General features: G+C 55.4%; 23 protein-coding genes and 1 tRNA gene. 5 read left to right on the forward strand and 19 right to left on the reverse strand.

Features of this window, described 5'->3' with window-relative positions:
- Positions 1 to 8 precede the first annotated feature (8 nt).
- From GM415_RS13980 to xerD, 11 genes are all read right to left on the reverse strand, one after another.
- On the reverse strand, positions 9 to 1,232 hold the full coding sequence (locus tag GM415_RS13980) for a replication-associated recombination protein A (RefSeq protein ID WP_158949214.1): 1,224 nt from the start codon (positions 1,230 to 1,232) through the stop codon (positions 9 to 11).
- Positions 1,229 to 1,969: an RsmE family RNA methyltransferase gene (locus tag GM415_RS13985; protein WP_158949216.1), complete on the reverse strand. Its 741-nt coding sequence runs from the start codon at positions 1,967 to 1,969 to the stop codon at positions 1,229 to 1,231. The genes GM415_RS13980 and GM415_RS13985 overlap by 4 nt, the downstream gene beginning before the upstream one ends.
- 48 nt (positions 1,970 to 2,017) lie before the next feature.
- Entirely contained in the window at positions 2,018 to 3,256 is a 1,239-nt protein-coding gene (lysA, locus tag GM415_RS13990; protein ID WP_158949218.1) for a diaminopimelate decarboxylase, read from the reverse strand.
- A gap of 96 nt (positions 3,257 to 3,352) precedes the next feature.
- On the reverse strand, positions 3,353 to 3,790 hold the full coding sequence (locus GM415_RS13995) for a hypothetical protein (RefSeq protein WP_242012253.1): 438 nt from the start codon (positions 3,788 to 3,790) through the stop codon (positions 3,353 to 3,355).
- 3 nt (positions 3,791 to 3,793) lie between these two features.
- Positions 3,794 to 6,400 carry a DNA mismatch repair protein MutS gene (gene mutS, locus GM415_RS14000; RefSeq protein WP_158950943.1) on the reverse strand — a complete coding sequence of 869 codons (2,607 nt, stop codon included), beginning with the start codon at positions 6,398 to 6,400 and terminating at the stop codon, positions 3,794 to 3,796.
- 45 nt (positions 6,401 to 6,445) lie between these two features.
- Positions 6,446 to 7,591: a tetratricopeptide repeat protein gene (locus tag GM415_RS14005; protein ID WP_158949220.1), complete on the reverse strand. Its 1,146-nt coding sequence runs from the start codon at positions 7,589 to 7,591 to the stop codon at positions 6,446 to 6,448.
- Between the two features lie 8 nt (positions 7,592 to 7,599).
- The gene (locus GM415_RS14010; protein WP_158949222.1) at positions 7,600 to 7,962 is read right to left on the reverse strand and encodes a LapA family protein; all 363 of its coding nucleotides are present in this window, start codon (positions 7,960 to 7,962) and stop codon (positions 7,600 to 7,602) included.
- A gap of 12 nt (positions 7,963 to 7,974) precedes the next feature.
- The gene (locus tag GM415_RS14015) at positions 7,975 to 8,463 is read right to left on the reverse strand and encodes an HIT family protein (RefSeq protein ID WP_158949224.1); all 489 of its coding nucleotides are present in this window, start codon (positions 8,461 to 8,463) and stop codon (positions 7,975 to 7,977) included.
- Entirely contained in the window at positions 8,463 to 8,942 is a 480-nt protein-coding gene (locus GM415_RS14020) for a TIGR00725 family protein (protein ID WP_158949226.1), read from the reverse strand. The genes GM415_RS14015 and GM415_RS14020 overlap by 1 nt, the downstream gene beginning before the upstream one ends.
- A 77-nt stretch (positions 8,943 to 9,019) precedes the next feature.
- Positions 9,020 to 11,713: a CBS domain-containing protein gene (locus GM415_RS14025; RefSeq protein ID WP_158949228.1), complete on the reverse strand. Its 2,694-nt coding sequence runs from the start codon at positions 11,711 to 11,713 to the stop codon at positions 9,020 to 9,022.
- A gap of 10 nt (positions 11,714 to 11,723) precedes the next feature.
- On the reverse strand, positions 11,724 to 12,656 hold the full coding sequence (gene xerD, locus GM415_RS14030; protein ID WP_158949230.1) for a site-specific tyrosine recombinase XerD: 933 nt from the start codon (positions 12,654 to 12,656) through the stop codon (positions 11,724 to 11,726).
- A 202-nt stretch (positions 12,657 to 12,858) separates the two neighbouring features.
- Between xerD and GM415_RS14035 the strand changes: the two genes are divergently transcribed.
- From GM415_RS14035 to GM415_RS14050, 4 genes are all read left to right on the forward strand, one after another.
- Positions 12,859 to 14,025: an LL-diaminopimelate aminotransferase gene (locus GM415_RS14035; RefSeq protein ID WP_158949232.1), complete on the forward strand. Its 1,167-nt coding sequence runs from the start codon at positions 12,859 to 12,861 to the stop codon at positions 14,023 to 14,025.
- Positions 14,013 to 14,525, forward strand: coding sequence for a 2-amino-4-hydroxy-6-hydroxymethyldihydropteridine diphosphokinase (folK, locus tag GM415_RS14040; RefSeq protein WP_158950945.1), 513 nt, complete (start codon positions 14,013 to 14,015; stop codon positions 14,523 to 14,525). Before GM415_RS14035 ends, folK begins: the two co-directional genes overlap by 13 nt.
- 16 nt (positions 14,526 to 14,541) lie before the next feature.
- Entirely contained in the window at positions 14,542 to 14,817 is a 276-nt protein-coding gene (locus GM415_RS14045; protein WP_158949234.1) for a transcriptional regulator, read from the forward strand.
- A gap of 406 nt (positions 14,818 to 15,223) precedes the next feature.
- The gene (locus tag GM415_RS14050; RefSeq protein ID WP_242012255.1) at positions 15,224 to 17,374 is read left to right on the forward strand and encodes a tetratricopeptide repeat protein; all 2,151 of its coding nucleotides are present in this window, start codon (positions 15,224 to 15,226) and stop codon (positions 17,372 to 17,374) included.
- 40 nt (positions 17,375 to 17,414) lie between these two features.
- Here GM415_RS14050 and GM415_RS14055 read toward each other — a convergent pair whose 3' ends face one another.
- The 6 genes from GM415_RS14055 to rimI form a co-directional block, all read right to left on the reverse strand.
- Entirely contained in the window at positions 17,415 to 19,145 is a 1,731-nt protein-coding gene (locus GM415_RS14055) for a PAS domain-containing sensor histidine kinase (RefSeq protein ID WP_158949236.1), read from the reverse strand.
- A 500-nt stretch (positions 19,146 to 19,645) separates the two neighbouring features.
- A tRNA-Leu gene (locus GM415_RS14060) sits at positions 19,646 to 19,732 on the reverse strand.
- Between the two features lie 15 nt (positions 19,733 to 19,747).
- Positions 19,748 to 20,095, reverse strand: a complete 348-nt coding sequence (gene secG, locus GM415_RS14065) for a preprotein translocase subunit SecG (protein ID WP_158949238.1) — start codon at positions 20,093 to 20,095, stop codon at positions 19,748 to 19,750.
- 40 nt (positions 20,096 to 20,135) lie between these two features.
- The gene (gene tpiA, locus GM415_RS14070; protein WP_158949240.1) at positions 20,136 to 20,894 is read right to left on the reverse strand and encodes a triose-phosphate isomerase; all 759 of its coding nucleotides are present in this window, start codon (positions 20,892 to 20,894) and stop codon (positions 20,136 to 20,138) included.
- Positions 20,891 to 22,093: a phosphoglycerate kinase gene (locus tag GM415_RS14075; protein WP_158950949.1), complete on the reverse strand. Its 1,203-nt coding sequence runs from the start codon at positions 22,091 to 22,093 to the stop codon at positions 20,891 to 20,893. The genes tpiA and GM415_RS14075 overlap by 4 nt, the downstream gene beginning before the upstream one ends.
- A 17-nt stretch (positions 22,094 to 22,110) precedes the next feature.
- Entirely contained in the window at positions 22,111 to 22,557 is a 447-nt protein-coding gene (gene rimI / locus GM415_RS14080) for a ribosomal protein S18-alanine N-acetyltransferase (protein ID WP_158949242.1), read from the reverse strand.
- Positions 22,558 to 22,655: 98 nt separating this feature from the next.
- Here rimI and GM415_RS14085 point away from each other — a divergent pair, with 98 nt between their 5' ends.
- Positions 22,656 to 23,195 (forward strand): NUDIX hydrolase, encoded by a 540-nt coding sequence (locus GM415_RS14085; RefSeq protein WP_158949244.1) that lies wholly within the window; start codon positions 22,656 to 22,658, stop codon positions 23,193 to 23,195.
- Between the two features lie 43 nt (positions 23,196 to 23,238).
- Here GM415_RS14085 and GM415_RS14090 read toward each other — a convergent pair whose 3' ends face one another.
- On the reverse strand, positions 23,239 to 24,030 hold the full coding sequence (locus tag GM415_RS14090) for an inositol monophosphatase family protein (RefSeq protein ID WP_158949246.1): 792 nt from the start codon (positions 24,028 to 24,030) through the stop codon (positions 23,239 to 23,241).
- Positions 24,031 to 24,093: 63 nt separating this feature from the next.
- On the reverse strand, positions 24,094 to 24,369 hold the full coding sequence (locus GM415_RS18105; RefSeq protein ID WP_338419780.1) for a DUF6485 family protein: 276 nt from the start codon (positions 24,367 to 24,369) through the stop codon (positions 24,094 to 24,096).
- Positions 24,370 to 24,446 lie beyond the last annotated feature (77 nt).

Genomic DNA, 24,446 nt, shown 5'->3' on the forward strand with positions numbered 1-24,446 from the left:
TACAAATATTAACGACGTCTCTTGAATTGACGTAGCCATGCCGTTAGCCGAGGTTCTTCGCCCTGCTCCTTGGCGTGGTAGAACACCCGGCCTTTGAGCTCGCTCGGCAGGTATTCCTGATCGGCCCAGGCCTTGGGAAAGTTGTGGGGATAGAGGTAGCCTCGACCGTAGCCCCATTCCCGTTGAAGCGCCGAGGTAGCGTTGCGCAGATGCAGCGGCACGGGTTTGGGGCCATTTTCCCGAACTTCTTTTTGGGCGGTGCGGTATGCCGCATAGGTGGAATTGGATTTCGGTGCAAGCGCCAAGTACACGGTGGTTTCGGCCATGGGGATCACGCCTTCGGGCAGGCCAACGGTTTCAACGGCCTGATGGCAGGCGTTAGCCATTCCCAATGCCTGGGGATCAGCGAGTCCGATGTCTTCCGAGGCGGAGATGATCAGCCGACGAGTGACGAAACGCGGGTCCTCGCCGCTCTCCAACAGGCAGGCAAGGTAGTAGAGCGCGGCGTCAGGATCACTGCCGCGAATGGACTTGATCAGGGCCGAGGCCAGTTCGTAATGAGAATCCGCGTCCCGATCTCCTCGGACAACGATTTCCGGCAGGGAGTCGCGCAGTTGCTCCGGGGCACGTTTGTCTCTGGGCAACTCTGCAGTGTACTCAAGTAAATTCAACAAGGTACGGGCATCTCCACCACCCATGGCCGCCAGCAGCTTGTAGCTGTCTTCTTCCAGTTCGATCCCGAGCTCCTTGGCTCCCCGGTGTGCGACCTCCAGCAATTCCTCCCGGCTCAGGGTCCGCAACCGGAGCACGTGGAGCCGGGAAAGGAGCTGGCGGGTGACGGAAAAGGAGGGGTTCTCCGTGGTGGTAGCCAGGAGCGTAATCTCACCTGTCTCCAGAATGGGAAGGAAGAAATCCTGCTGCGCCTTGGAAAAGCGGTGCAGCTCGTCCAGAATGAGAATATCATGTCCGGGCAGGCGCTTGCGAAGCGCGGTTAGACCTGCCTCGGGAGCGCTTACACGCAGAAACTTCTTTCCGGTCAGATTGGCCAGGAGCAGGGCAAGGGTAGACTTGCCACAGCCGGGCGGGCCGAACAGCAACAGGCTCGGCAGGCGCTTGGAGCGGGTAAATGCCTCTATTCGATTGCGAATATGCCCCTGTCCGACAAAGTCATCAAGAGATTCCGGCCTAATGCGGTCAGCCAGGGGTTTGGTTTCTTCTATTTCCAGCTTCATTTCATTTCCTGTCCGGCAAAAAAGGCAAGGCTCAGGCAATAGGCGGCAGCCGTCTCCCAACGGAGAGTGGAGTTGCCCAGGGTCACTGGCTTGAATCCGGCGTCCATGAGTTGCATGGCCTCGCTTTCATCCATGCCACCCTCGGGACCGATGACCACCAGGCTCCGTCCATCGGCCAAGTCCAGCGGTTTCAGAGGGATGGTAGCCGCTTCCGTTTCCCAGGCCAAGTAGCAGTGATCAAAACTGGCGGAAAATTCGATAAGACCGATTATACCGTCGGGGAGAACGGAAACAGAAGGGAGATACGGATTGCCGCATTGCTTGGCGGCCTGGATGCATTTCTCCCGCCATGTTTCCTTGGGTTCCGATGGCAACCGCCCCTGGCTGCGGACTCCTTCCCAGAAGACCACGCCTTCGGCTTGAAGTTCCACAATTTTTTCAAAGAGATAGTTTCTTCTTTTGGACTTTCCCCAACCAATGGCCAAGGTGAGGTTGCTTCCGGACACGGGAGCGTCTTCCAGGCTGATTGTTTCCAGGGAAGCCTGCTTTTTCCCGGCCTTGAGGACACGGAAGAGCCCCGAGTTGCCCTGTCCGTCGAACAGGCGCACGGTCTGGTCCGCCTGCGTGCGCAGAACAGTCAGCATGTGCCGGGCTTCGTCACCTTGAAGCGACACCACATCGCCGGGAGCGGAAGGCCATTGATCCGGAGGAAGAAAAAAGGAATTGAGCCGCGCCATGGAGTCTTCCAAAAAAAAGGGCCGGGAGCGAACTCCCGGCCCGGTGTGTTAGAGTTCGTTTTCGATCAAGCTATCGTAGGTCTCCCGCTTTCGGGCCACGATGACGGTATCACCGTCGACGAGGAGTTCACAAGCGCGCGGCCTGGAATTGTAATTGGAGGCCATAGTGAAACCGTAGGCACCGGCGGAGTAGACCACCAGCCGTTCTCCGGCCTCTACCTCGGGCAGCTTGCGGTCGCGTGCCAGGAAATCGCCCGACTCGCAGATGGGCCCGACAACGTCGTACTCCTTGGCGGCACGGCCCTGTTGCTCCACTTCGCCTATACGGTGGAAGGAACCATAGAGGCTCGGGCGAACCAGGTCGTTCATGCCTGCATCCACAATGAGGAAGTTCTTGGTGGGGTTGGACTTGGTGTAGACTACCTCGGTAATCATAACCCCGGAGTTGCCAGCGATGACGCGGCCGGGCTCCAGGATGACCTTGAGCGGCAGGGCGGACAGTTTCTCGGCCAAAGCCTTGCCGAATTCGGTCGGGTGGGGCGGCTCTTCCTCATCGTAAGGAATGCCGAGGCCGCCACCCAGGTCGAGGTATTTGACGTTTACGCCCATCTCGGTGATTTTCGAATGAAAGTTGAGAAGCTTATCAAGAGCTTCCAGGAACGGATCAATGGAGGTGAGCTGGGAGCCGATGTGGCAGTCCATGCCCACAGGTTCGATGTTTTCCAGCTCCAGGGCCAGCTTGTACGCCTCCAGAGAATGCTCGATGTCCAGACCGAACTTGTTCTTCTTCATGCCCGTGGAGATGTACGGATGGGTCTGGGGATCCACATCGGGGTTGATGCGGATGGAGATGCAGGCGGTCTTGCCCATGTCTCCGGCGACCTCGTTGATCTTGACCAGTTCAGCCATGGATTCCACATTGAACATGAGGATGCCGGCGGTCAGGGCCTCGCGGATTTCGCTGTCGCGCTTGCCTACGCCGGAATACACGATCTTGGCCGGGTCAATGCCGGCCTTGAGCGCCCGGAAGAGTTCGCCACCCGAGACAACGTCCATGCCCGCGCCCATCTCGCCGAGCATTTTAAGCACGGAGAGGTTTGAGTTGGCCTTGACCGAATAACAGGTCAGGTGGTCCAGACCGTCGAATGCGGAATCGAAGGCCTCGAAGTGACGCCGAAAGGTAGCGGCGGAGTAAATGTACAGAGGGGTTCCGTAGTCCTCGGCAAGGCTGGTGACGCTGACTTCTTCGGCAAAAAGCTTGCCGTCGCGGTATTCAAAATGATGCATGGTATCTCCTTAAAATATATGTCGGCGGAAATTTGATTGAATCCTTAGAAGCATGGACCGTTCGTCTTGTCCAATTCATTCCGTATATCGATCCTCTCAGGGATCGGCAACGAAGACGTCAGTATACACGAGCGGAGCGGTAGGAAGTTCGCTTTTGCCCGCGACGCGGAAGCGGTAGGGGACGCCCGGTTCGAGGGTGCAAAGGCTCAGGTCCAGGAAATTGCCCTTCAAGCTGAACTCCTGCTGGTCGCGAGTGATGTGCACGGCCTCACGCGGAACAAAGGGACAGCCGGGGCAACCGCCACCTTCGCCGCCAACCCGCTCAAGCTGGATGCTGACGCGATACAGCCGGTTAACCGCGCCGCGTACGCCCACTTGTAGCGTAAGGCATTGATCCTTGCGTTGGGCGGCGATGACCTCCAGTTCGAACGCATCATCGCTCTCCCTGGCTGCGGGCCACTCCTTCTTGCCCAGGGCGCAACCGGAGACAAGCAGCAGGGCGAGCAGGGAAAAAACGAAATAACGTATGCGCATGGGCTATCCCTTGATCATTTCTTTCCACTGGTTGAGGAGCATCAACGCCTGGATGGGCGTCATGCCGTCCACGTCAAGTTCGGTGAGCTGGGTGATGATCGGGTGTTCAGTAAGCTCTCCCCGGATCTCAATGGGCGGCGCGCCAAAGCCGGGCAGCAGAGTCTGCGATGCCCGCTCCACGGCTCCTTCCGAGCGGCTATCCTGCGATTTTTCCTCCAGCTTCGCAAGGATTTCCCGTGCGCGCTCAACCACCGGACGGGGTACGCCCGCCAATTTGGCGACCTCTATGCCGTAGCTGCGGTCCGCCGGTCCCGGCACAAGCTTGCGTAAAAAGACGATATCTCCCTTCCACTCCTTGACCGCGATATTCAGGTTCCTGAGCCCGTCGATCTTGCCTTCCAGGCTGGTCAGTTCGTGATAATGGGTGGCGAACAGAGTACGGATGCTGCCCCGGGCGCGGGTTGAGAGCTCTTCGACAACCGCCCAGGCCAGGGAAAGACCGTCGTAGGTGGAGGTGCCGCGCCCGATCTCGTCCAGAATCACCAGGCTTCTCTTGGAGGCCTGACGCAGGATGCGGGCGGTCTCGTTCATCTCAACCATGAAGGTGGAATGCCCTTTGGCCAGGTTGTCCGATGCGCCAACGCGGGAAAAAACGCGGTCTGTCAGGCCGAGCCGGGCGCGTCGTGCCGGTACGAAAGAACCGATCTGGGACATGATGGTCAGGATGGCCACCTGGCGCAGCACCGTGGACTTACCTGCCATGTTGGGGCCTGTGATGAGCAGAATGCGGCGGGTTTCATCCATCCTGAGATCGCCGGGGATGTAATTGGACGCGCCCATGGCTTCTTCAACCACCGGGTGGCGTCCCGCCTCGATCTCGATCTCCATACCTTCGTGCAGTTCCGGGCGACACCATTCGTTGATGCGAGCGGCCTCTGCCAATCCTTGCCAATAGTCCAGAGACGCGACGGCGTCGGCCATGAACAGGAATCGGCTCCGCGCGGCGGCTAGCCTTTCGCGCAGGGCCTGGAACAAGGCGTATTCCATGGACTTGCGCTCCTCCGAGGCAGATAGGATGCGATCTTCCAGCTCCTTGAGTTCAGGAGTGATGTACCGCTCACTGTTGACCAGGGTCTGGCGCCTGACGAAATGGTCCGGAACCTGGCCTTTGAACGCCTTGGACACTTCGAAATAATAGCCGAACACCTTATTGAAGCCGAGCTTGAGTTTGGGTATGGCGTGAGCCGCCAGTTCCTTTTCATGCAGCGTCTTGAGCCGGTCCTCACCGTGTTCGTTGAGCTCGATAAGTTCGTCCAGCCGGGCATCGTAGCCCTTGCGGAACAAACCGCCGTCGGTGATGACCGGGGGAGGGGAGTCTACCAGGGCTGATTCGAGCAGGGCGGCCAGGTCCTCCATGTCATCCCAGTGCCTGAGAAGTTTCTCCAGTCCGGGAGCGGCCTCTAGTTCCTCGCCCACCAGCAGGAGGCGAAGACGGGGGAGCATGCGCAGGCTCTGGCGCAGGGCGATGAAATCCTTGGGCGTGGCTCTGCCCAGGAAAACGCGGGTGGACAACCGCTCCAGGTCGTAGACCGAATCCAGCGCCCCGCGCAGGTCACCGCGCAGCCGGTCCCGCTCAAAGAGCAGGGCGATACAGGCCTGGGATTGTTCAATTCGGGAAAGATCTTTCCATGGACGACGCAGGCGCTCTTCCAGCAGTCGGCCTCCCATGGGTGTCATGGTCCGATCCAGGACGTGCCACAGGGTGCCCTTGCCGGTTTTGCCATTGAGCGTTCTGAATATCTCCAGATTCCTCTCGGTCACTTCGTCCAGGAGCAGGGACTTGCCCAGATTGAGCGGCTTGAACTCGCCCAGGTGCCCAAGCTCACTCTTTTGGGTGTGCTCCAGATAGGTGAGCAGCGCACCGCAGGCGCGAACCAGCTCGGGCTTGTCCGAAAGGTCGAGCGGCTTCAGGTCCGCCGTTCCCTGCAATTCGCTGATCTTGTTCGAGGATGAGGCCAAGTCGAAATAGGCCCCGGCCGCGACAGGCGTGACCTGGCTTGAAAGCTCATTGTATTGGGTGGGCACCTGCCATCCCTGGGGTAGTAGCAGTTCGCTCGGATTGAGCTTGACCAGCCACTGCCAGAGTTCAGGTTCCTTGCGACTGTAGAGGCCGGACCATTGTCCAGTGGAGAAATCAATCCAGGCGATGCCGCCAACGGCCTTGTCTCCATTCCAAAAATATGCCGCCAGATAATTGTTTTCCTTGGACTTGAGGTTGGAGTCCTCAACCACGGTCCCCGGCGTCAAGACGCGGGTCACGTCGCGTTTGACCAGCCCTTTGGCCTCACGCGGGTCCTCGATCTGGTCGCAGATGGCGATCTTATAGCCTTTCTCCAGCAACTGGCTCAGGTACGGTTCCACCGCGTGGTGAGGCACGCCGCACATGGGGATGGGGTTTTCGTCGTTGGGATTGCGACTTGTCAAAGCGATCTGCACCGCTCTGGCCACGGTTTCAGCATCCTCGAAAAAAAGCTCGTAAAAATCGCCCATACGGAAGAACAGCAGGCAGCCCGGGTTCTCGTCCTTGAACCTCAGGTACTGCTCGAGCATGGGAGTCAGTTTTTTCTTAGCCACGTGATCCGGAAGATAAGTTTATTATTGGGAAAATTCGGTTCGGAAAGCGATAGAATGCCAACTGCGGCAACGCGGGCAGTTGAAGAAGAGCTGATCGCGCTTTAAGCCGCAACGGCGGCAGTAGAAACGGCGTACCTTACGCGCATGGCCCATAAAAAAGGCGAGCTGCTCCTCGAAAAAGGGCGTCATTGTCTGGTTTTCCTTGGAAAGATCAAACAATTCCAGACGGGCCAGCCAGAAGCCGGGCTCCATGACCAGCGCCTTCTCCAGCCATTCCTTGGCTGCTTCCACGTCTTCAACCCGCAGGAGAAAAACTGCACCATAATACAGGAGAAGGACATCCGGTTCCTGGGTTTCGAGAACGGGGAGTACCGTTTTGGCAACGTCCGCATCGGAACAGGCATTGGCCCAAGGACCAATCTCACCTTCCGAGTGCTCCCGTGCTGCCTTGATCATGGCCTGAACCAATCCTTCGAGAAGTACGAAACGGAGCCCCGGTTCAACTCGGTTCAAAGCGTCCTTGAGAATGTCAGCCACCTTGCGGAGACTTCCGGCCTGATAGGCGTGCACGATTTGTTCAAGCCACGCTTCAATTGCTCCGGGATAGGCCCGGATGGCATGCCTCAGCGCTCGGTAGCCCTGAGAATCCCTGCCTTCGTTGAAGTGATCTGTGGCCAGTCGTACCAGGCTATTGGCCTGGGGGAGAGGGAGTCCCAACTGTCCGTAGGAGTCCGCCGCCTTTTCAAAGGCCCCTCGTTCGGCCGCCAAGCGGGCCATTTCATGATGAATCGCGGTCGGATCCTGGCCGAAGGAGCGAGCGTCCTCAAAGGCTTTTTCCGCCCGGTCGAGAAAGCCTCCCCGCCGAAAATCGCGTCCCAATTCAAACAAGGCACGGGCCTTGAACTGACGATCAAGGCCCGGCCTGACAATAAGGCTGTTTCTGATTTGAATGGCCCGTTCGATCTCCCCCTGGGATCGGTACAGATTGCCCAAAGCAAGATAGATTTCAACCGCTTCAGGGTCGTTCTTGACGACCTGGCTCAGCTCCTCAATGGCCGCACGGGTATCTTGAACCGGGAGGGTTTCACCGCCTCCCGCATCCCGTGCCGCCTTGAGGTTCTTCTTGAACCCGACGGACTTCTTGCGGCTGAACAGTTTCCAGGCCATCAGCCGTCCTATTGCTCCTCTTCTTCCTTCTTTTCTTCGGCGGCACCGTAGGGTTGGTCTTCGCCGATGGGCATGTTACGCAAGGAATTGAGCTCCTGCTCCAGGCTGGCCATGCGGGTCTTGCATTCCTTGAGCTTGGCTCCGCCGCGGACCTTGTCCACTGCGAAGTAGATCATGGTCAGCAGGGAACCGGCCACGAATGCCGCCAGAATGAGCACACCGAAGGGCAGGGGAATGGAGTGCAGGGTCATGGCGTAGGGGATTTCCAGCTTTAACTGCAGGGCCTGCAACAGGACATCATTGTTCTGAGAGAAGAACAGGATGGAAAAAACGAAAAGAAACAGTAAAAACAGAACCTTGATAAAACGCATTAAGCACACTCCTTAAGATGGTGTCTCGTCGAACAGCGGCTTCAGCCGGCTGTAGGTCGACTGCAGATGTTCCGGTATGACGGACGTCTCCCCGAACACGGCCATGAACGAGGCGTCTCCGTTCCACCTCGGGACGATCTGGAAATGCATGTGCTGGGCGATGCCGGCCCCCGCCGCCTCGCCAAGATTAAGCCCCATGTTGATCCCCTGCGGATGGAAAGCCTTTTCCAATACTGTCGTACACCGTCTCAACCATAACATGCAATCCATGGATTCCGCTTCCGTCAGTTCCGTCAGGCAGCTGACATGTCGATACGGCGTCACCATGAGATGCCCATTGTTGTAAGGGAATTTGTTCATGATGACAAAACAGTGTTCACCCCGGGCCAGTATACAGCGTTCCTCATCCTCCGAGGTGTCCTCGGGAATGCAGAAAACGCACTCATCCGGCTTGGGGCCGAGTATGTAATCAAGACGCCACGGCGCCCATAAAACATCCATTATTTCTTCCGGTCGAAATATTTCTTTACCAATGAGCAGGCATGCCGGGCATCGTCAGCCCAGACCACTCCTTCCACTCCGGCCATGGAGCCGATGGCGATGACTTCCTTGCCGGACTTCTTGGCCAGGGCGACCTCGGACAAGGTTCCGTATCCTCCGCCGACCGCAACGACGATATCTCCGTTGGCCACAACCAGCATGTTGCGCATCTGGCCGAGGCCGGTGGCCACGGCGGTCTGCACGTAAGGGTTGGCTTGGGCACGATCCAGAAAGGGGAGGATACCGATAGTATGTCCTCCGGCCTCTTTGGCACCGCGGCACACGGCCTCCATCACGCCACCGAGCCCGCCGCACACTACGGTATATCCGGCTCCGGCCAGGAGTGACCCGAGTTCCATCGCCTCTTTGTACAGAGCGCGACCCGTTTCACCGGCATCACACTTGCCGGCTCCGATGACGGATACATTCGGCTGACTCATTCCCGCCTCCTTGGACACGGCCAACAACAGCTTGGATTTTCTACACTGCTTGCGGGTTCAGGGCAAGTCTCAAACAATCATGGCCGACCGATAACTTCGTCGCCGTCCCCCAAATCCCTATACAACTGCCTGGCGAGCGTGAGCTGCGCCTCCCTGGTTTCGGCCTTGCCGTCAATCTTGGCGGCCATGAGTTTATCAAGGATAATGGTATACACCGGACCGGGCTTGATGCCGAGTTCCCTGAGGTCATTGCCTCCGACCTCAATTTCAAGATAACGCAATCGTGCGAGATATTGGGAGATGTTTTTCTTAATGTGTTCCTTTCGGCTTCGAGCCATGAGGAAAATGATCCCTTCGACCGGCATGGGGTGGAGTATGGCGTATAATCGGCTCAAGCGAGACCGCCCCTCGCGCCAACCCATAAGCTTCATCAAGGCATCGGCGATCATGTCGCGTAGTTGGAAAAATTCGCGCTCCTCCCGGGCGGTGAAGTGAAGCCGCCCTGTGACCTGCGAGAGTTGGTCGCGCTTGATTCCCATGGTCAACCCCAGCATGTACACCTTCCACGGTACCGCCTTGGGTTCCAGGTAGAGCAACTTGTACCAGTTGTGGACCTTGACCAGCTCGATGAGCACCTGCACCCGATCTCTATTCAGTTCCAGCAGGGGATGAATGGCCTCCATGATGCCGAGCTCCTGCATTCGATTGAGGCAGGCCAGCGGGTCCTCCTCATTCATGATCCATTGCAATTCGTGCATGACGCGGGTGCCGGAGAGCTTGCTGAAGAGTTCCAGACTGAGAGCGTTCTTGACGAGCCGCATTGTCTGGCCACCTATCTGGAAGCCGAAACGACGCTCGAAACGAATGGCTCGCAAAATCCGTGTGGGGTCCTCCACAAAGCTCAGGGAGTGAAGCACGCGGATGGTTCTGTTGCGGATATCCCGCTCGGCCCCGAAAAAGTCCACCAACTGACCGAAGCGGCCGGGGTTCAGCCTAAGCGCCAGGGCGTTGATGGTGAAGTCCCGGCGGTAGAGATCCATTTTGATGGAGGACAGCTCCACCGTGGGAAGGGCGGCGGGGTATTCGTAATATTCCAGCCTTGCGGTGGCCACGTCCACGCGACGTTCATCGTCCAGAATGACAACGGCGGTCTTGAACTTGTTGTGTGCCTTGACCCGTCCGCCGAGCCGCTTTGCCAGCTCCTTGGCAAAAGCGATACCGTCGCCCTCCACCACCAGGTCAAGGTCGAGGTTGGGCCGCCCCAGCAGGATGTCGCGCACAAAGCCGCCTACGGCATATACCTCCCAACCCAATTCGCTACCGAGATCACCCGCCGCCTTAAGCAGATCGAGCATGTCCTGAGGCAGTCGATTGGTGACCATGGAGGAAATGTTGCGCTCCCGGCGCCTGTCCGGGAGGAGCGAATCGGGGATTCTGGCGGGTTCTTCAATGAGCATGTTCAGGAGATCCGTGCGGGTAATCACTCCGGTGATCTCGCCGTTGTCGACGACCGGCAGCATGCGCTGGCGGTTACCCAGGATGATCTCCATCACCCGGTATAGGTCGGTCTTCTCCTCCACCGAGTCGAACGAACGGCTCATGTATTCGCTGACGCCCATGGCTCCCAGTCCGTGGGAGACGGCCTTCTCCGCAGTGACCTGTCCCATGAGTCCGACACAATGCAGGGTGCCTCGCTCCACGACAGGCACGTCCTTCAGCCCATAACGGGTCATGAGCTCCACGGCATCGGCCAGCGTCTTGTCGTCCTCCATGACCACAGGCGGCCGGGACATGAGGGTGTCGACCACTATCTGCGGATTGATTTCGGAGTAGAGCAGGGCGAACAGGTCGTCGCGCACCTCGGCCAGGGTCTTGTCCTTAACCGTGGCAGACGCTGCCACGCCATGGCCTCCCCCGCCCATGGACGAGCAAATGCGTCCGACATTGACGTCCGGGTTCTTGGATCGGGCCACCACGTGTATGCGGTCGCCCATGCGTCCCAGGGCAAACGCCACCTTGATGTCTTCCATGTCCATGAGCTTGTGAACGAGGAGGGCGAAATCGGGAACGAAGCTGTCCGTGGACAACTCGGTGATCACGATATCCACGCCGTGTATGTCGTAATTGCTGGCATTTTGCAGCAGTTCGCCGAGATAGGTGATCTGCTGGGCCGACATGTCGTGGGACAGGAGATCCTTGATGACCTCGATGTCCATGCCCTGGCTCTTGAGCCAGCCCGCCACTTCAAAGTCCTTGGGAGTGGTCGTGTTGAAACCGAAGGAACCGGTGTCCTCATAAATACCCAGGCCGAGAAGGGTGGCTTCCTCGCCAGTCAGGGCGAGCCCCTCGCTACGGACCATGTCGGTAACGATGGTCGTTGTGGACCCCCAATCCTTGACCACGCTCTTTTCGGCATCCAGGTCGTCGTCCGTATCGGGATGGTGGTCATAGAGATGGACTTTCAACCCCGGATTGTTGAGGACACCCTGCACGTGGGGGATGCGGGAACGCTGCCTGGTGTCGCAGACGACCAGCAACTCCACGCGGTCCGGGTCAATGTCCTTGAACGCCTTGAAATTGAAGAGATATGTCGTGCTCTGGACAAAGAAGTTGCGCAGACTCTTTTCCTGGCTCCCGGGAAAGATCAGCGTAGCTCCTGGATAGAGTTTGCTCGCGGCAACCATGGAGGCCAGGGCGTCGAAATCCGCGTTGGCGTGAGCGGTGATGACCGTTTTGGCGATGAGTTTTTTCTGGGGCTTCTTGACAGACATGCTAGTAGGGTTACTCCGCCCGCATTCCCGAACGGGGATGATATTCCTGGTGGATGGCTTTCAGTCTTCCGGCCTGGATATGGGTGTAGATTTCGGTCGCGGTAATGTCCGCGTGCCCGAGCAATAATTGAACAGTCCGCAGGTCCGCGCCCCCTTCCAGTAGGTGGGTGGCGAAGGAGTGGCGGAAGGTATGTGGTGAGATGGCTCGCTTCACACCGGCCATCTCGGCGTATCTTTTGACCAGCTTCCAAACGCCCTGGCGAGTCAGCCCCTTGCCGGAACGATTGAGAAAGAGGAAATCCGCCGCCGGTTTGAACGCGGGGCGAGTCTGATCAATGTATTGGGTGAGTATATCCTGAGCCATGTGGTGGATGGGTACCAGCCTTTCCTTGGCCCCTTTGCCGAACACTCGCAGGATCCCCACCTGGGGGTCATAATCCAATACTTTAAGGCCGATCAGTTCCGAAACACGCAAACCCGCAGCATACAGCAACTCCAGCATGGCCCTGTCGCGCATGCCAAGACGTGTCGAGACGTCAGGCAGGCCTAGGATGCGGGCGACTTCGTCGCGGGAAAGGAATTCCGGAAGCTTTTTAGGGAGCTTGGGATTTTCCAACAACAAGCCGGGGTCTTCCTTGTACCACCTTTCGTCCAGGGCAAAACGGAAAAAGCCCCGGAGGGAAGAGAGGTGGCGGGCCAGAGAGCGGCTTTTCAATCCCTTGGCGCGAAGGTGGGTCAGGTGAAGGAACAGGGTCTTGTCGTCGAGCCGTTCCAGCCGGATGGAAAGGTTGTCCAGAAAGCGGAGGAGGGAAGTCAAGTCCTGCGCATAGCTGGACAGGCTGTTCTCGGACAACCCCTTTTCTATGAGAATATGCTCCAGATACTTGTCCACCCAGCGGTGTGTCGGCAGGGCGGCCGTATCTGTATTCCCCTTCTTGCTCATGATCACGCCATCATCGGGTTAATAAATTGATATGCAAAACGAATTAGACAAGACTGACGTACCCGTGCTCAGCTTATCCCAATTCGCCAGGGACCATACGATTGCTACCAAGCCGGAGCCCAAAGAGCAATGGTTCCATTGACAGGCGTACGCACCCCATTTATGAAAGTTGCTTCCAAGTCAATTGAAGGAGAGACTGTACATGTCAGAATTTCAGCTTGCCGATCGTCTTTCGACGCTTCCCCCCTATCTTTTTGCGGCCATCGACAAGGCCAAGGCGGAAGTCGCCGCACAGGGCATTGATATTATCAGCCTGGGCATCGGCGACCCCGACCTTCCCACCCCGGATTTCATCATTGAAGCGCTCTACGCAGGCGCTAAGAAACCCGTAAACCATCAATATCCTTCCTATGTGGGCATGCCCGCATACCGTCAGGCCGTGGCCGACTGGTACAAGGAACGGTTCGGCGTCGAGCTGGACGCGAATCGGGAGGTGGTCAGCCTGATCGGTTCCAAGGAAGGCATTGCGCACTTCCCGCTGGCCTACATCAACCCCGGTGACCTGGCCCTGGTGGCCACACCCAACTATCCGGTCTACGGTATTGCCACCAACTTCGCCGGCGGCGAAGTGGAATATCTGCCGCTGCTGGAAGAAAACGATTTCCTGGTCGATCTGGATGCCATCAGCAACGACACCTGGGCCAAGGCCAAGATGATCTTCGTCTGCTACCCGAACAACCCGACAGCAGCGACGGCCACCAAGGAATTCTACGAAAAGCTCATTGAAAAGGCCAAGGAATTCAACGTGATCGTTGTCTCTGACGCCGCTTACACTGAAATCTACTACGACCCGACCAACAAGCCTATGTCCATCCTCGAGTGCGAAGGCGCCAAGGATGTCTGCATCGAGTTCCACTCGCTGTCCAAAACCTACAACATGACCGGTTGGCGCGTTGGTATGGCCGTGGGCAACGCAAGCCTCGTGGCAGGACTCGGCAAGATCAAGGAAAACGTGGACTCCGGCATTTTCCAGGCCGTCCAGGAAGCTGGCGTCGCTGCGTTGCAGAAGGGCGAGCCCTATGCCGAAAAATTCCGCGCCATCTACAAGGAACGTCGCGACGTGGTTTCCGCCGCGCTGACCAAGGCCGGCATCAAGCATCGTGTTCCCGACGCATCCTTTTACGTCTGGTGCAACACCCCGGCAGGGTTCACATCCTCCGAGTTCGTCACCAACGTTCTCAAGCAGACCGGCGTGGTGCTGACTCCCGGCCAAGGTTTCGGAACACCCGGAGAAGGGTACTTCCGCATCTCTCTGACCGTTCACAATGATCGACTCGAGGAGGCGGTATCCAGAATATCGAAACTGTAAACTGCTACGTCAGCCTCGGTTCCAACCAGGGTGACCCTGAGGAAAACCTGAACTACGCGCTGACCTTGCTGGAGACATACGGAGACGAAATCTCCTTGAAGGCCTTTTCAAGCACCTACCTGACTGAACCACAGGGCGAGATCAAAGATCAGCCCTGGTTCACCAACCAGGTGGTCAAGCTTGAAATTGACGCTGAGATATGGGCTCCTGCAGGCTTTCTGTCCACATGCACCGCCATCGAGGCCCAGATGGGCCGTGAACGACAGGTGCCGGGTGGCCCAAGGCCGTTGGATATGGACATCATCTCCTGGGGAGACCTGGTGATGGAGAGCGACTTCCTGACGCTTCCGCATCCGCGGGCAAAGGAAAGGGCGTTTGTGCTCGTGCCGCTCAAGGAAATCGAGCCCGATTTCGTCTTCCCGGACGGGACGACAGTCGACCAAGCTCTTGCAGCCATCGACTACCGTATGGAAGGCAACAAGATCTGGCAGGATTCATAACACAGCGGAGCGCTTCATGTTGAAATTCATCGTCATCGGCGTAGCCCTTTTTCTCGTCTACAAACTCTTCATGGGCGACAAGAAAAAAAAGGAAATGGACCAGGCCCAAACCACCAAACAGAAGGTGGCCTCCGGCGAAATGGTCAAGGACCCCATCTGCGGAACCTATGTCGAACATGATGGACATATCCGTGTCCGGGAAGGGGAGAAAGTTCACGTCTTCTGCTCCTACGAGTGCAGGGACAAGTTCCTTAAGCAGCTTGAAGCAACCACTGTGAACGAAGACGAGTAGCTCCTTCGCCCACATAGTTATTCAAAAGACCCGGTAACGGGTCTTTTTTTTTGCCAACGGCAGAGTACTCAGAAAAGGCCTCCAGAATCCCGCTGAAGGGATTTTTGACCTTAGACATATCATCTTGTCGTTTCCTGTCTTTATTCGCTCATAAACAATCTCTGGCAACAAGAGTGAGTAAGCTTACCGGTAAGCTACGAAGTGGGAGCACGCGCTTTAACTATTTTATTCATATATACCGGATTGATATAATGTTGTCTCATAATGTAAATTATGTAAACTTTTAAAATTATATAAGGCACCAGCGATGGTTGATGCTCTAAACATGATTGCCCTTCTCAAATCCACATGCGAAAAATCGGTATCGCCCGTGTTGGCTCATTGAGAGTTTTTTTGAGGACTGGTAATGGGCTTACAAGCAAACTTTAACAAAGCCGCTTCTACGGCCTCTCAGGACGTTATGATAAAAACTTACCGCTTCCCCATGCTGACTTTGGTTGTACTCCTTTCCTTGTGCAGCGTCTCAATTGCTGCTTCCCAACCAGCCAGCTTCGAACAATGGCTTAAGCAATACGGTGCCTGGGATAAACTGGAAAAGGAATACGCCGCCGAACAGGACAAAGACACCCCTGAAGTCATTCTCAAGCGCGCTGAGGTCTATCTCAACCTCAATTCTCCCCAAAAGGCTTTGGAGCTCATTGAGATGACGCCGGCTTTTGCTGACAACGCAACGGAATCCCAACGTCTGTGGTATGGCGGCCAGGCTCATCGTGCTTTGGGCGACCTCTCCAAGTCCGTGCTATGGTTCAGCCAGGCTGCCGAGCATATTTCCGACAGCAAGGACATGCAACGACGATTCGAGTCGGAGCCGGAGTTGGAAACCATATGGAAGGATGTCTGGCTTAAGTTGTATTGGGCCTTTGGGGCCAATCACACCATGTCTAGAGGTGCGCAAAAGGATGCCCTTGAACGTATAAATCGGATCGGTTTAACCGTATGGGGCGGACAATACTGGGAAAAAGCTGGGCTAACCCTAGGAGCAGGCAAAACTAATGCTCCGACGGCAAAGGCGAACACTGATGAAAAAGGTCTTCCTTTGCAGCCGTTTGTTTCTCAACAGGACAGGGAGGCTATCGTCAAAGCGCTTGCCCTTGTCTCACTGGAAAAATTCGAGCAGGCTCACGCCCTTGCCGCTTCAATCTCACGCCCGGCGGTGAAATTTTTCTGGGTATCCGTCATCGATTTCCTGGCGACAGGTCAAGGTCCCGCTTCCCTGGCTCCCCTTGCTGAATCCAATCACTTGAAAGCCCTTGCCTTCTGGCAGGGCAACGTTCTGGCCCCCTACTCCGCTTCACGCGCTGGTTGGCTTCTTGGTAATCCTGATTCTGCTCCATGGACTAAGTTTAGGAACAATATCCTGAACATGTCCGTATCCGATGCAAACAAAGCCATTGATAACGAGTTGGGCTCCATGTTGATCTCCGAGCAGACGGCAGAGCTGCTGAATAATTTTAAACTCGCCCTTTCTCTTTCCAACGGGGACTTCATTGGTTCTTCAACCACTTGGAATAAAATAAATAAAAAACATCTCCCTCTTGCCTTACAGCTGGCTGGGGCTTTGCTTTTCAAGGAAGACTTGAATGCTATCCTGCCGGACACGGCAAGCAAGGCCTTTGCCATCTACCCTGTCTTCACTTCTCTTTGCGGCGCAGCAGGCGAGGATCGAACAAGCGGTGACCAAGCTGATTTCTGGATTTCCGCTCCCAAGAACTCCCTGAAACAGTTAGCCACATTAACCTATCCCATGGATAAACTATTGTTGCTGGCCCACTGGCAGAACGCCTTCAGTGCTTCTCCGAATAGGAATCTCGCCAAGCGGGCTGCTTATCTCTTCGATGACACATCTTTCGGTACAAGCGCCCTGCTCTACCTTGCGGACCAGGAAGTCAGAGCCAAGCGGTTGCAATTAGGGGCCTTCTATCTCAACAAAGTGAAATCGGACAGCCTGCCCATAGACCAGAAAACTGAATGGCTGGATATCAAGACCCGCCTGGAACTGGATTCCGGCCGCCCGGCCGCTGCGCTTAAGACCTACGGAGAAATGGGTGCCCTGGATACAGACATTCCGGTCATGACCCGTTTGCGCATGGCCTTGCTTTACCAACAGAACCGCAACTATGAAGCGGCCAGGGAGCAGTTGCTGGCCATGTGGAAAAGCCGCACCGGCATGACTACGGCGCTTCAGGCAGAGACCCTCTTCTGGCTCGGCGAGGGAGAACAGGCCATGCGCAATCCTGATCGGGCTCTGGACTACTATCTCCAGCTAGCCTGGCAGTACCCGCAGGAGAACATCTGGGCGTTGACCGCCATGTATAGGGCTTCGCTCATTTATGAAAAACGCGGAAAATACGAAACGGCAAAACGCTTACTCGGCACAGTGGTCAAACGTGCGGATCGCAAGGAACAGCGTGAAGCCGCTCAGGCCAGAATTGCGGCCATTGATAAGAAGATGGGCAAGGAGACAAGCAAGGAAAGCACCCTTGTCTATCCCTTCTAATGAATATGAAATGAGGCTTACAGCCTAGCGCGACTACGCTCTACGCGGGCACGGAAAAAAAGAAAGTACTCCCCTCACCGGGAGTGCTTTCCACCCAAATCCGTCCGCCATGGTGGGTCACGATCTCTTTTGATATGGCCAAACCGAGCCCTGTCCCGGAGGGCTTGCCGCCAATCTTGTTTTGAACCTGTCTGAATTTGCTGAAAATGAGTTCTTGCTGGTCTTTCGGGATGCCTATGCCGGTATCGCTCACCGAAAACACGACATCATCCCCCGTCCGAAGAGCGCGGCACGTTATCTTGCCCTCTTTGGTAAACTTCTCCGCATTGGACACCAGATTGATCAACACCTGAAGCAATCTGTCCGGATCGCCCTGTAAGGAAGGAAGCTCTTCTTCGACCTCGGCTTCGAATTTGATGGGCTTATCCTCGAAAAGCGAAGCCGTGGCCACCCCAACCCTTGCAACAAGATCAGCCGGATTGATCTTTTCCTGCCGCCAGTCCATCCGGCCTGACTGAAGTTTGGAAAGATCGAGATGATCGTTAATCAAGTTGGAAAGCCGTTCGCTTTCCGTAAGTATGATTGCAATATTTTCTTCAATCCGTTCAGCTGGCTTGAGCAATGAAGGATCGTCTTCCAGCCTCTCTTTGAGCTTGGTTTTGAACGTCTTCTGAATCAGCTTGGCAAAACCATGCACAGAGGTCATCGGGGTCCGCAGTTCATGCGACACGGTATCCAAAAATTCCGACATAAGCCTGTTGGTCGCCTCGGCCATATCCTTGGCATCGACAATGGCTTTTTCTGCCTCTTTACGCTTCGTGACATCCATTATGTTGTCTATGATCTGAACTACGTCGCCCTTGTCGTTGAACACGGGATAGGAATGAATCTCCACATAACGGGGGGAACCGTCTGGGCCGACGTGATTATGTTGAGTCACGATCGGACGTTTCGTCTCTTTGACCTTGTGCAATGGGCACGCCGTTACTTTCCCGATACAGGGAAGATTGCTTCCGTGGAGAAGTTGATGACAACGCATCCCGTCCAAATTTCTACCTTTGGCAATGGCCGAATTGGCCAATTTGACCGTGTAATCGGCGGCATCAACCACAACCAGCCCATGTTCGATGGAATTGATGACAGTATCCAAAAATTCGCTTTTTTCACGACTTTCTCTCTCAGCTCGAACCTTCTCGACAATCTCGTCTTCCAGTCGCCTGTTGGCGGCCTGTAATTCGAGGGTCCGTTCGGCAACCTTCCGTTCCAGATGCTCGTGAGCCTCCTTGAGCTCATTCTCAGCTTGTTTTCTGGCGGAGATATCCAACATTACTCCGAGCAGCCCGGCCACCTCTCCCCTGGCGTCATGGAATACGGACTTGGTAAAATACATATCATGCAATGTGCCGTCAGCGAATTCCACTTGGGTTTCATAGCGCTGCACTCCCTGTTTCTCGAAGAGGTCCTTATCCGCCCTTTCATAAATTTCAGCCAGGTGCTTCGGTGAAAGATCGTAGACGCTTTTGCCAACGACCTCCTCCTTTGTACGGCCCAGCATAGTCAGGAACGCCTCATTGCAACCTAGGTATAACCCATTCCCATTCTTGTAGAAAACAGGACTCGGGATACTTTCAATCAAAGTCTGTAGGAATGTATTCTGATCCTTCAGACTCCTAACGAACGGCCGTCGGATGAAAAAGACGGCAGCCAGGACCAAAAGTCCCACTGTCAACAAAGCTTCCGGCAGAAGCTGCAACATCTCTGAATTCAACACGTTCACTCCAGATTTTCACACGACCATATCTCAAGCCCCACCTAAATTGAACCCTATTATTCCGAAGAGATGGCATTCTCATCAATCAGGGAATAACCGCGATAACTGTCTGGCATCGAATTCGAGGGAATGGCCCCTTTCAGGCATATTGCGATAAGCAAGGGCAGTACTAGTAGGTAAGCAATCGGATATTATGGCGTATCCCAAGATGCGCAGGAGTAAAGAGTACTCCCTAGCCATCGATTAACAGGGAGGGACCGCCTCTCGTGCAGAAACTCGAGTTGTTAGGATTTACGGCAGATAACTTGAAAAGAGATTTCACAAACGATACCGAGCAAAGCGTCAGATGAGTTTGCACAGGAGCGCCGCCAACGGTTTGCAAGAGTATTTCTCCGTGCCTCTTGGCACGCAGCGTTCAAGCACGCAACTTCTGACCTTGTAGCCGGGCCCCAAAAAAGAGGAAGGGTTGCAGCTTGTTAGCTACAACCCTTTTGTATTCGTGGTGCCGAGGGGGGGATTCGAACCCCCACGGAATTTCTTCCACTGCCCCCTCAAGACAGCGTGTCTACCAATTCCACCACCTCGGCACGTATGCTTAAGAGCTATTCGCTCTTGGCGTCGTCGCCAGTGTCCTTGAACTGAACGGCCGGCTTCTGCTGTTCCGCTGGAACGATCGGCTGGACAGTCCCTTCGCCCTGCAACATGATGGAATCCTGTTGGGATACCTTATTGCCGGTGAGGACATTGTAGGTCAGCGAAGTGACGAGGAAAACTACTGCCAATCCCGTCGTTACCTTGACCAGGAGGCCTCCTGCGCCGGTGCTGCCGAACATGGTCGAGCTTCCGCCGCCGAAGATGACTCCCATCCCTTCGTGACCGGACTGGAGCATTACCGCGCCGATCAAAAAGATGCAAGCTAAAACATGAATGACAATTACTAAAGTTTCCAAAATCTTATCCTTGCTACTGACTCGTTTCAAGTGACTTGTGTTAGCGGGCCAAAACGATCTTTGAGAAGCTTTCGCCCTGCAAGCTCGCGCCTCCTACCAATACTCCGTCGACATTGTCAAGCGCAATAATCTCGGCACAATTGTCAGGCTTAACACTTCCGCCGTATAACAACCTCATTTCATTGGCTTTATCTCCAAAAATGGAAATCAATATTTTCCTGACAAAAGCATGAGCCTCGGCGATTTCTTCCGGGCCGGCAACCTCGCCAGTGCCAATCGCCCAGACAGGTTCATAGGCGACGCTCAGGTCCTCGGGAGCAACTTCGGCGGAAACATCCTTGAGACCGATGCGAATTTGTCGCTCAAGAACTTCTTCCACCTTGTTGCCACGGCGCTCGTCGATGGTCTCGCCGATGCACAAAACCACCTTCAGGCCGCAAGCCAGGCCAAAGGAGGTTTTTTCACCGACAAAGGCATCCTGTTCACCCAAAACGTGTCGGCGCTCGGAATGCCCGGTCAGGCCATATACAGCACCGGCGTCACGCAACATGGCGGGAGAGATCTCTCCAGTGAACGCGCCCTCTTCTTTAATATAGTAGTCCTGGCCTCCTGCCGAAAAGCCTTCCGCAGCTTTAAAAATTTCGGCGACTCCTTTTACGGCGGTAAATGGAGGAAAGACTAAAACCTCACGGTCTTCCGGAAGGTTGTCCGCCACAAACTCAATCAACTCCCTGGCCGTGGCGCACGCCTCATCCCAGGTCTTGAACATCTTCCAGTTGGCTGCCATCAACTTTTTCATTTGTTAACGCACTCCTTTAAGGCTTTAAACGCGGGCAATTCCTTACCCTCCAGAAATTCGAGGAAAGATCCTCCACCTGTCGAGATGAAGCTGAATTCATCTGCGAGATGCAAGAGGTGAACAACCGCGTCTGTGTCACCACCTCCCACGATGGTGGTGGCATCGTCCAGGCCTGCAATGGCACGACAAACATCCAAGGAGCCGGAGCTGAAGGCCGGGGTCTCGAACATGCCCATAGGACCATTCCAGACGATGGTTTTGGCCACGGACAGGATCTTCACAAAAGCGGCGATACTATCCGGACCAATGTCGAGCACGACGGCGTCGGCCGGGATGGCGTCAGCAGCGCAGACGCCGATGGCCTCCTGGGCATCCGGAGAGGCTGCATACTTGAAATCAACGGGCAGATGCAGATTGGAGCCCAGGCTTTCAGCCTTGTCCATTATCTCGACCGCTGCTGAAACCAGATCCTTCTCAACCAGTGAATTGCCTACCTCGTGCCCCTTGGCCAAAAGAAACGTATTGGCCATGGCGCCGCCGATGATGATGTCGTCCACCTTGCCGAGCAGGTTGTTAAGGATTCCAAGCTTGGTGGACACCTTGGCGCCACCGGACACGCAGACATAGGGACGGCGGGGATCACTCAGGGCATCGCCCAGGTATTCCAGCTCACGTTTGAGCAGAAATCCGGCACAGCATTGGGCTGCATGCTTCGGAACGTCCACCACGGAAGCATTCGCTCGGTGGGCCACACCAAAGGCGTCATTTACATAAATATCAGCCAACGCTGCGAGCTTCTTCCCAAAATCGCCCCGATCAGCCTCCGTCTTACCCGTTTCCATCGGATCAAAACGGAGATTTTCCAACATCATGGCCTGCCCGGGTTGCAATGCAGCCGCCATTTTTATGGCACCTTCACCCACGGTGTCGGGAGCGAGCGGAACAGGCACGCCAAGCAACTCGGCGGTACGGTCTGCCACGGACGCCAGACTCAACTCAGGCACCACCTTTCCCTTGGGCTTGCCGAGGTGGGCACAGAGAATAATTGCCGCCCCCTGATCCAAGGCATATTTCAATGTCGGAATCGCAGCCCTGATCCGATTGTCGTCCGTAATTTTCGTGCCATCCTGCGGGACATTGAAATCCACGCGGAAGAGCAGTTTTTTGCCGGTAATGTCCATCTGATCGATAAACTTCATCATCTTTCCTTACTCCGTCAGTATGCGAAATCATACCGGAACAACAAGGCATCTTCCTTAGTGTCCGGGTAGTATTTCTTTCGAACTCCAATCTGCTTGTATCCGAACTTCCTGTACAAATGGATGGCCGGTTCATTGGAAACCTTGACATCCAGAAAACTCTTTTTGACTCCCCTGTCTCGGCATACTCCAAAAGCGCTTCCGAGAAGGGCCGCCCCGAAACCCAACATTCGAAAGTCTGGGTGCACCGCGAGGTTGAGGATCTCCATCTCATCTTCGATCAGTGAAAAGGCGATATATCCCGCGAGACGTTCGTCCAAGCGAATTCCCAAAATGACGAACACCTTGCGCTCCAGTCCCATGAGGAACTGTTCACGAGTCCAATTATAGGCGAAGCACCGTTTTTCCAATTCCACAAGGTCATCGAGGTCCGACGCCTCCAGTTCCTTGACCTCAACTTCCATGCCTTGTCTCCTCCCCGGGATTATCCGGGCTGGCAATGTTCAAGCATTGAGTGTATACGCTCTTCAGAATCAAATCAAAGATTTCCAGTGACAGGACCATGATTTTCGACACCAAAGCTCTCGACAAACAGGATGCCGCCCACCTTCTTGAAGTTCTGGACGACAAAAATCGTCCGCTTGCCGTTCTTTCAAAGGACATCATTCACAGGCAATTGCTCAAACACCGCTCGGTCCAGGTCCTGGTCTTCAACAATGAAAAAAAATTATACCTCCAGAAAAGGGACGCCCAAAAACGTTTTTTCCCTGGACGTTGGGACATATCCGCACGCACCCACCCCAGAATAGGCGAGTCAACCCTTGATGCCGCCCTGCGCGTACTCCAGGACAAACTCCAGATGGAAGTGGACGCTCCGCAATTCGTACGCAGCCTGCCGGCCTGCGCCGAGACCGGCTTCGAATACGTGACCATCTATGCCGTGACGCGAAACACCCAGCAGATCGTTCCCAATGAAAAAGATGTTGCCGAAGGATATCATTTTTCCCGTGAGGAATTGACCTGCCTGGTCAAGGAATTCCGGGAACTCCTGACCCCCAACCTGGTAACCCTTTGGGAAGCGGGGCTTCTCGAAGCTCCTTAGGCGATGTCAACACAAGTTCTTCTCTTCCGTCTTGCCCCAGAGGCTAAGCTTCACAAAGCAGGCGACTCAACTCGGCGTGAATAATGCCGTTCGACGCCAGGATCGTCTTTGAACCAAAGGCGTATTCCCTGGCCGCGTCGTATTCCGTGACAAGTCCCCCGGCCTCCTTCACCAGGAGTAAACCGGCAGCCGTATCCCACGGATTAAGCGCGCTTTCGTAGAATCCGTCATATCGCCCGCACGCAACATAGGCGAGATCCAGGGCCGCAGCACCAGGACGACGGATGCCCTGAGCAAGTGGCAACAACCGTTCCAGATGTTTGAGCACCGTCTCAAGATGCTCCTCGATGGCATAGGGAAAGCCCGTGGCGAGCAGGCAGCGCTGCATTTCGCTCTCCCCTGTTACGTGAATGGGGCGGTCGTTGAGGAATGCGCCTTTGCCCTCGGCTGCGGTAAACATTTCGCCCATGAGCGGCAGATTGACCAGGCCAAGCACCACACGACCTCGATGCCACAGCCCGATGGAGTTGGCCACCAAGGGCAGACCATGTGCATAGTTGGTCGTGCCATCGATGGGATCGATGATCCAGGTGAATTCGCCCAATTGCCCGTCGCTTGCCGATTCTTCGGCCAAAAAATTGGCTTCGGGCAGCAAGGTCCCGAGGGCTTCCTTGAGCATCAACTCCACAGCCATGTCGGTCTCCGTGACCAGGTCTATCCTCCCTTTGTAGGATATCTTCCTGGTTCCGGCGGAAGCCTGCCTTACCATTTCACCGGCCCTATCGGCTATGACCATCAACTCCGGCAATAACAATTCGGCCTTGAATGATTTCATTTAGTCTCCTCAAGAAAAAAGACGGTGAGGACACCGTCTTTTCACTTTCAAACAACCTTCCGATCAGGTCCGGCGCTGGATGAAGAACTCAACAGTTCGATTGTAGGTCTTCTCCTCCTCCGCAGTAAAGAAACACGCCGGGATCTCACCACGCTGCCGGTGGTAATGCAAACATTCGCAACAAATACCGTGCTTGTCGCAAGAATATGTGCAGGAACAGTACTGTTCATTGATTTTCGACCGTGGACATTGGTCTTTCTTTTTCATTGCAACCCCCTCATGCCACATGAATTGGACTCGCCTCGCAGAGCCTGGGAGACTGTAGACAACGTTACTCATTGAGTCAATGATTCTAGCGGTTATGGGGCAATACTTGAACACATGGATAGTTGCTTCGAGTAAATGGCGGTCATTCC

The sequence above is a fragment of the Pseudodesulfovibrio cashew genome (genome assembly GCF_009762795.1).
In the GTDB taxonomy this organism is placed as follows: domain Bacteria; phylum Desulfobacterota; class Desulfovibrionia; order Desulfovibrionales; family Desulfovibrionaceae; genus Pseudodesulfovibrio; species Pseudodesulfovibrio cashew.

Coding starts and splice junctions, on each gene's coding strand:
- GM415_RS14020 (WP_158949226.1), bottom strand. CDS start 8,942: ATGAGTCAGCCGAATGTATCCGTCATCGGAGCCGGCAAGTGTGATGCC.
- GM415_RS13980 (WP_158949214.1), bottom strand. CDS start 1,232: ATGAAGCTGGAAATAGAAGAAACCAAACCCCTGGCTGACCGCATTAGG.
- tpiA (WP_158949240.1), bottom strand. CDS start 20,894: ATGAAAAAGTTGATGGCAGCCAACTGGAAGATGTTCAAGACCTGGGAT.
- lysA (WP_158949218.1), bottom strand. CDS start 3,256: ATGCATCATTTTGAATACCGCGACGGCAAGCTTTTTGCCGAAGAAGTC.
- GM415_RS14035 (WP_158949232.1), top strand. CDS start 12,859: ATGTCAGAATTTCAGCTTGCCGATCGTCTTTCGACGCTTCCCCCCTAT.
- GM415_RS14075 (WP_158950949.1), bottom strand. CDS start 22,093: ATGAAGTTTATCGATCAGATGGACATTACCGGCAAAAAACTGCTCTTC.
- GM415_RS13985 (WP_158949216.1), bottom strand. CDS start 1,969: ATGGCGCGGCTCAATTCCTTTTTTCTTCCTCCGGATCAATGGCCTTCC.
- GM415_RS13995 (WP_242012253.1), bottom strand. CDS start 3,790: ATGCGCATACGTTATTTCGTTTTTTCCCTGCTCGCCCTGCTGCTTGTC.
- GM415_RS14050 (WP_242012255.1), top strand. CDS start 15,224: ATGGGCTTACAAGCAAACTTTAACAAAGCCGCTTCTACGGCCTCTCAG.
- mutS (WP_158950943.1), bottom strand. CDS start 6,400: ATGCTCGAGCAGTACCTGAGGTTCAAGGACGAGAACCCGGGCTGCCTG.
- GM415_RS14010 (WP_158949222.1), bottom strand. CDS start 7,962: ATGCGTTTTATCAAGGTTCTGTTTTTACTGTTTCTTTTCGTTTTTTCC.
- rimI (WP_158949242.1), bottom strand. CDS start 22,557: ATGGAAGTTGAGGTCAAGGAACTGGAGGCGTCGGACCTCGATGACCTT.
- GM415_RS14045 (WP_158949234.1), top strand. CDS start 14,542: ATGTTGAAATTCATCGTCATCGGCGTAGCCCTTTTTCTCGTCTACAAA.
- GM415_RS14005 (WP_158949220.1), bottom strand. CDS start 7,591: ATGGCCTGGAAACTGTTCAGCCGCAAGAAGTCCGTCGGGTTCAAGAAG.
- GM415_RS14090 (WP_158949246.1), bottom strand. CDS start 24,030: ATGAAATCATTCAAGGCCGAATTGTTATTGCCGGAGTTGATGGTCATA.
- GM415_RS18105 (WP_338419780.1), bottom strand. CDS start 24,369: ATGAGTAACGTTGTCTACAGTCTCCCAGGCTCTGCGAGGCGAGTCCAA.
- GM415_RS14085 (WP_158949244.1), top strand. CDS start 22,656: ATGATTTTCGACACCAAAGCTCTCGACAAACAGGATGCCGCCCACCTT.
- xerD (WP_158949230.1), bottom strand. CDS start 12,656: ATGAGCAAGAAGGGGAATACAGATACGGCCGCCCTGCCGACACACCGC.
- GM415_RS14015 (WP_158949224.1), bottom strand. CDS start 8,463: ATGGATGTTTTATGGGCGCCGTGGCGTCTTGATTACATACTCGGCCCC.
- GM415_RS14025 (WP_158949228.1), bottom strand. CDS start 11,713: ATGTCTGTCAAGAAGCCCCAGAAAAAACTCATCGCCAAAACGGTCATC.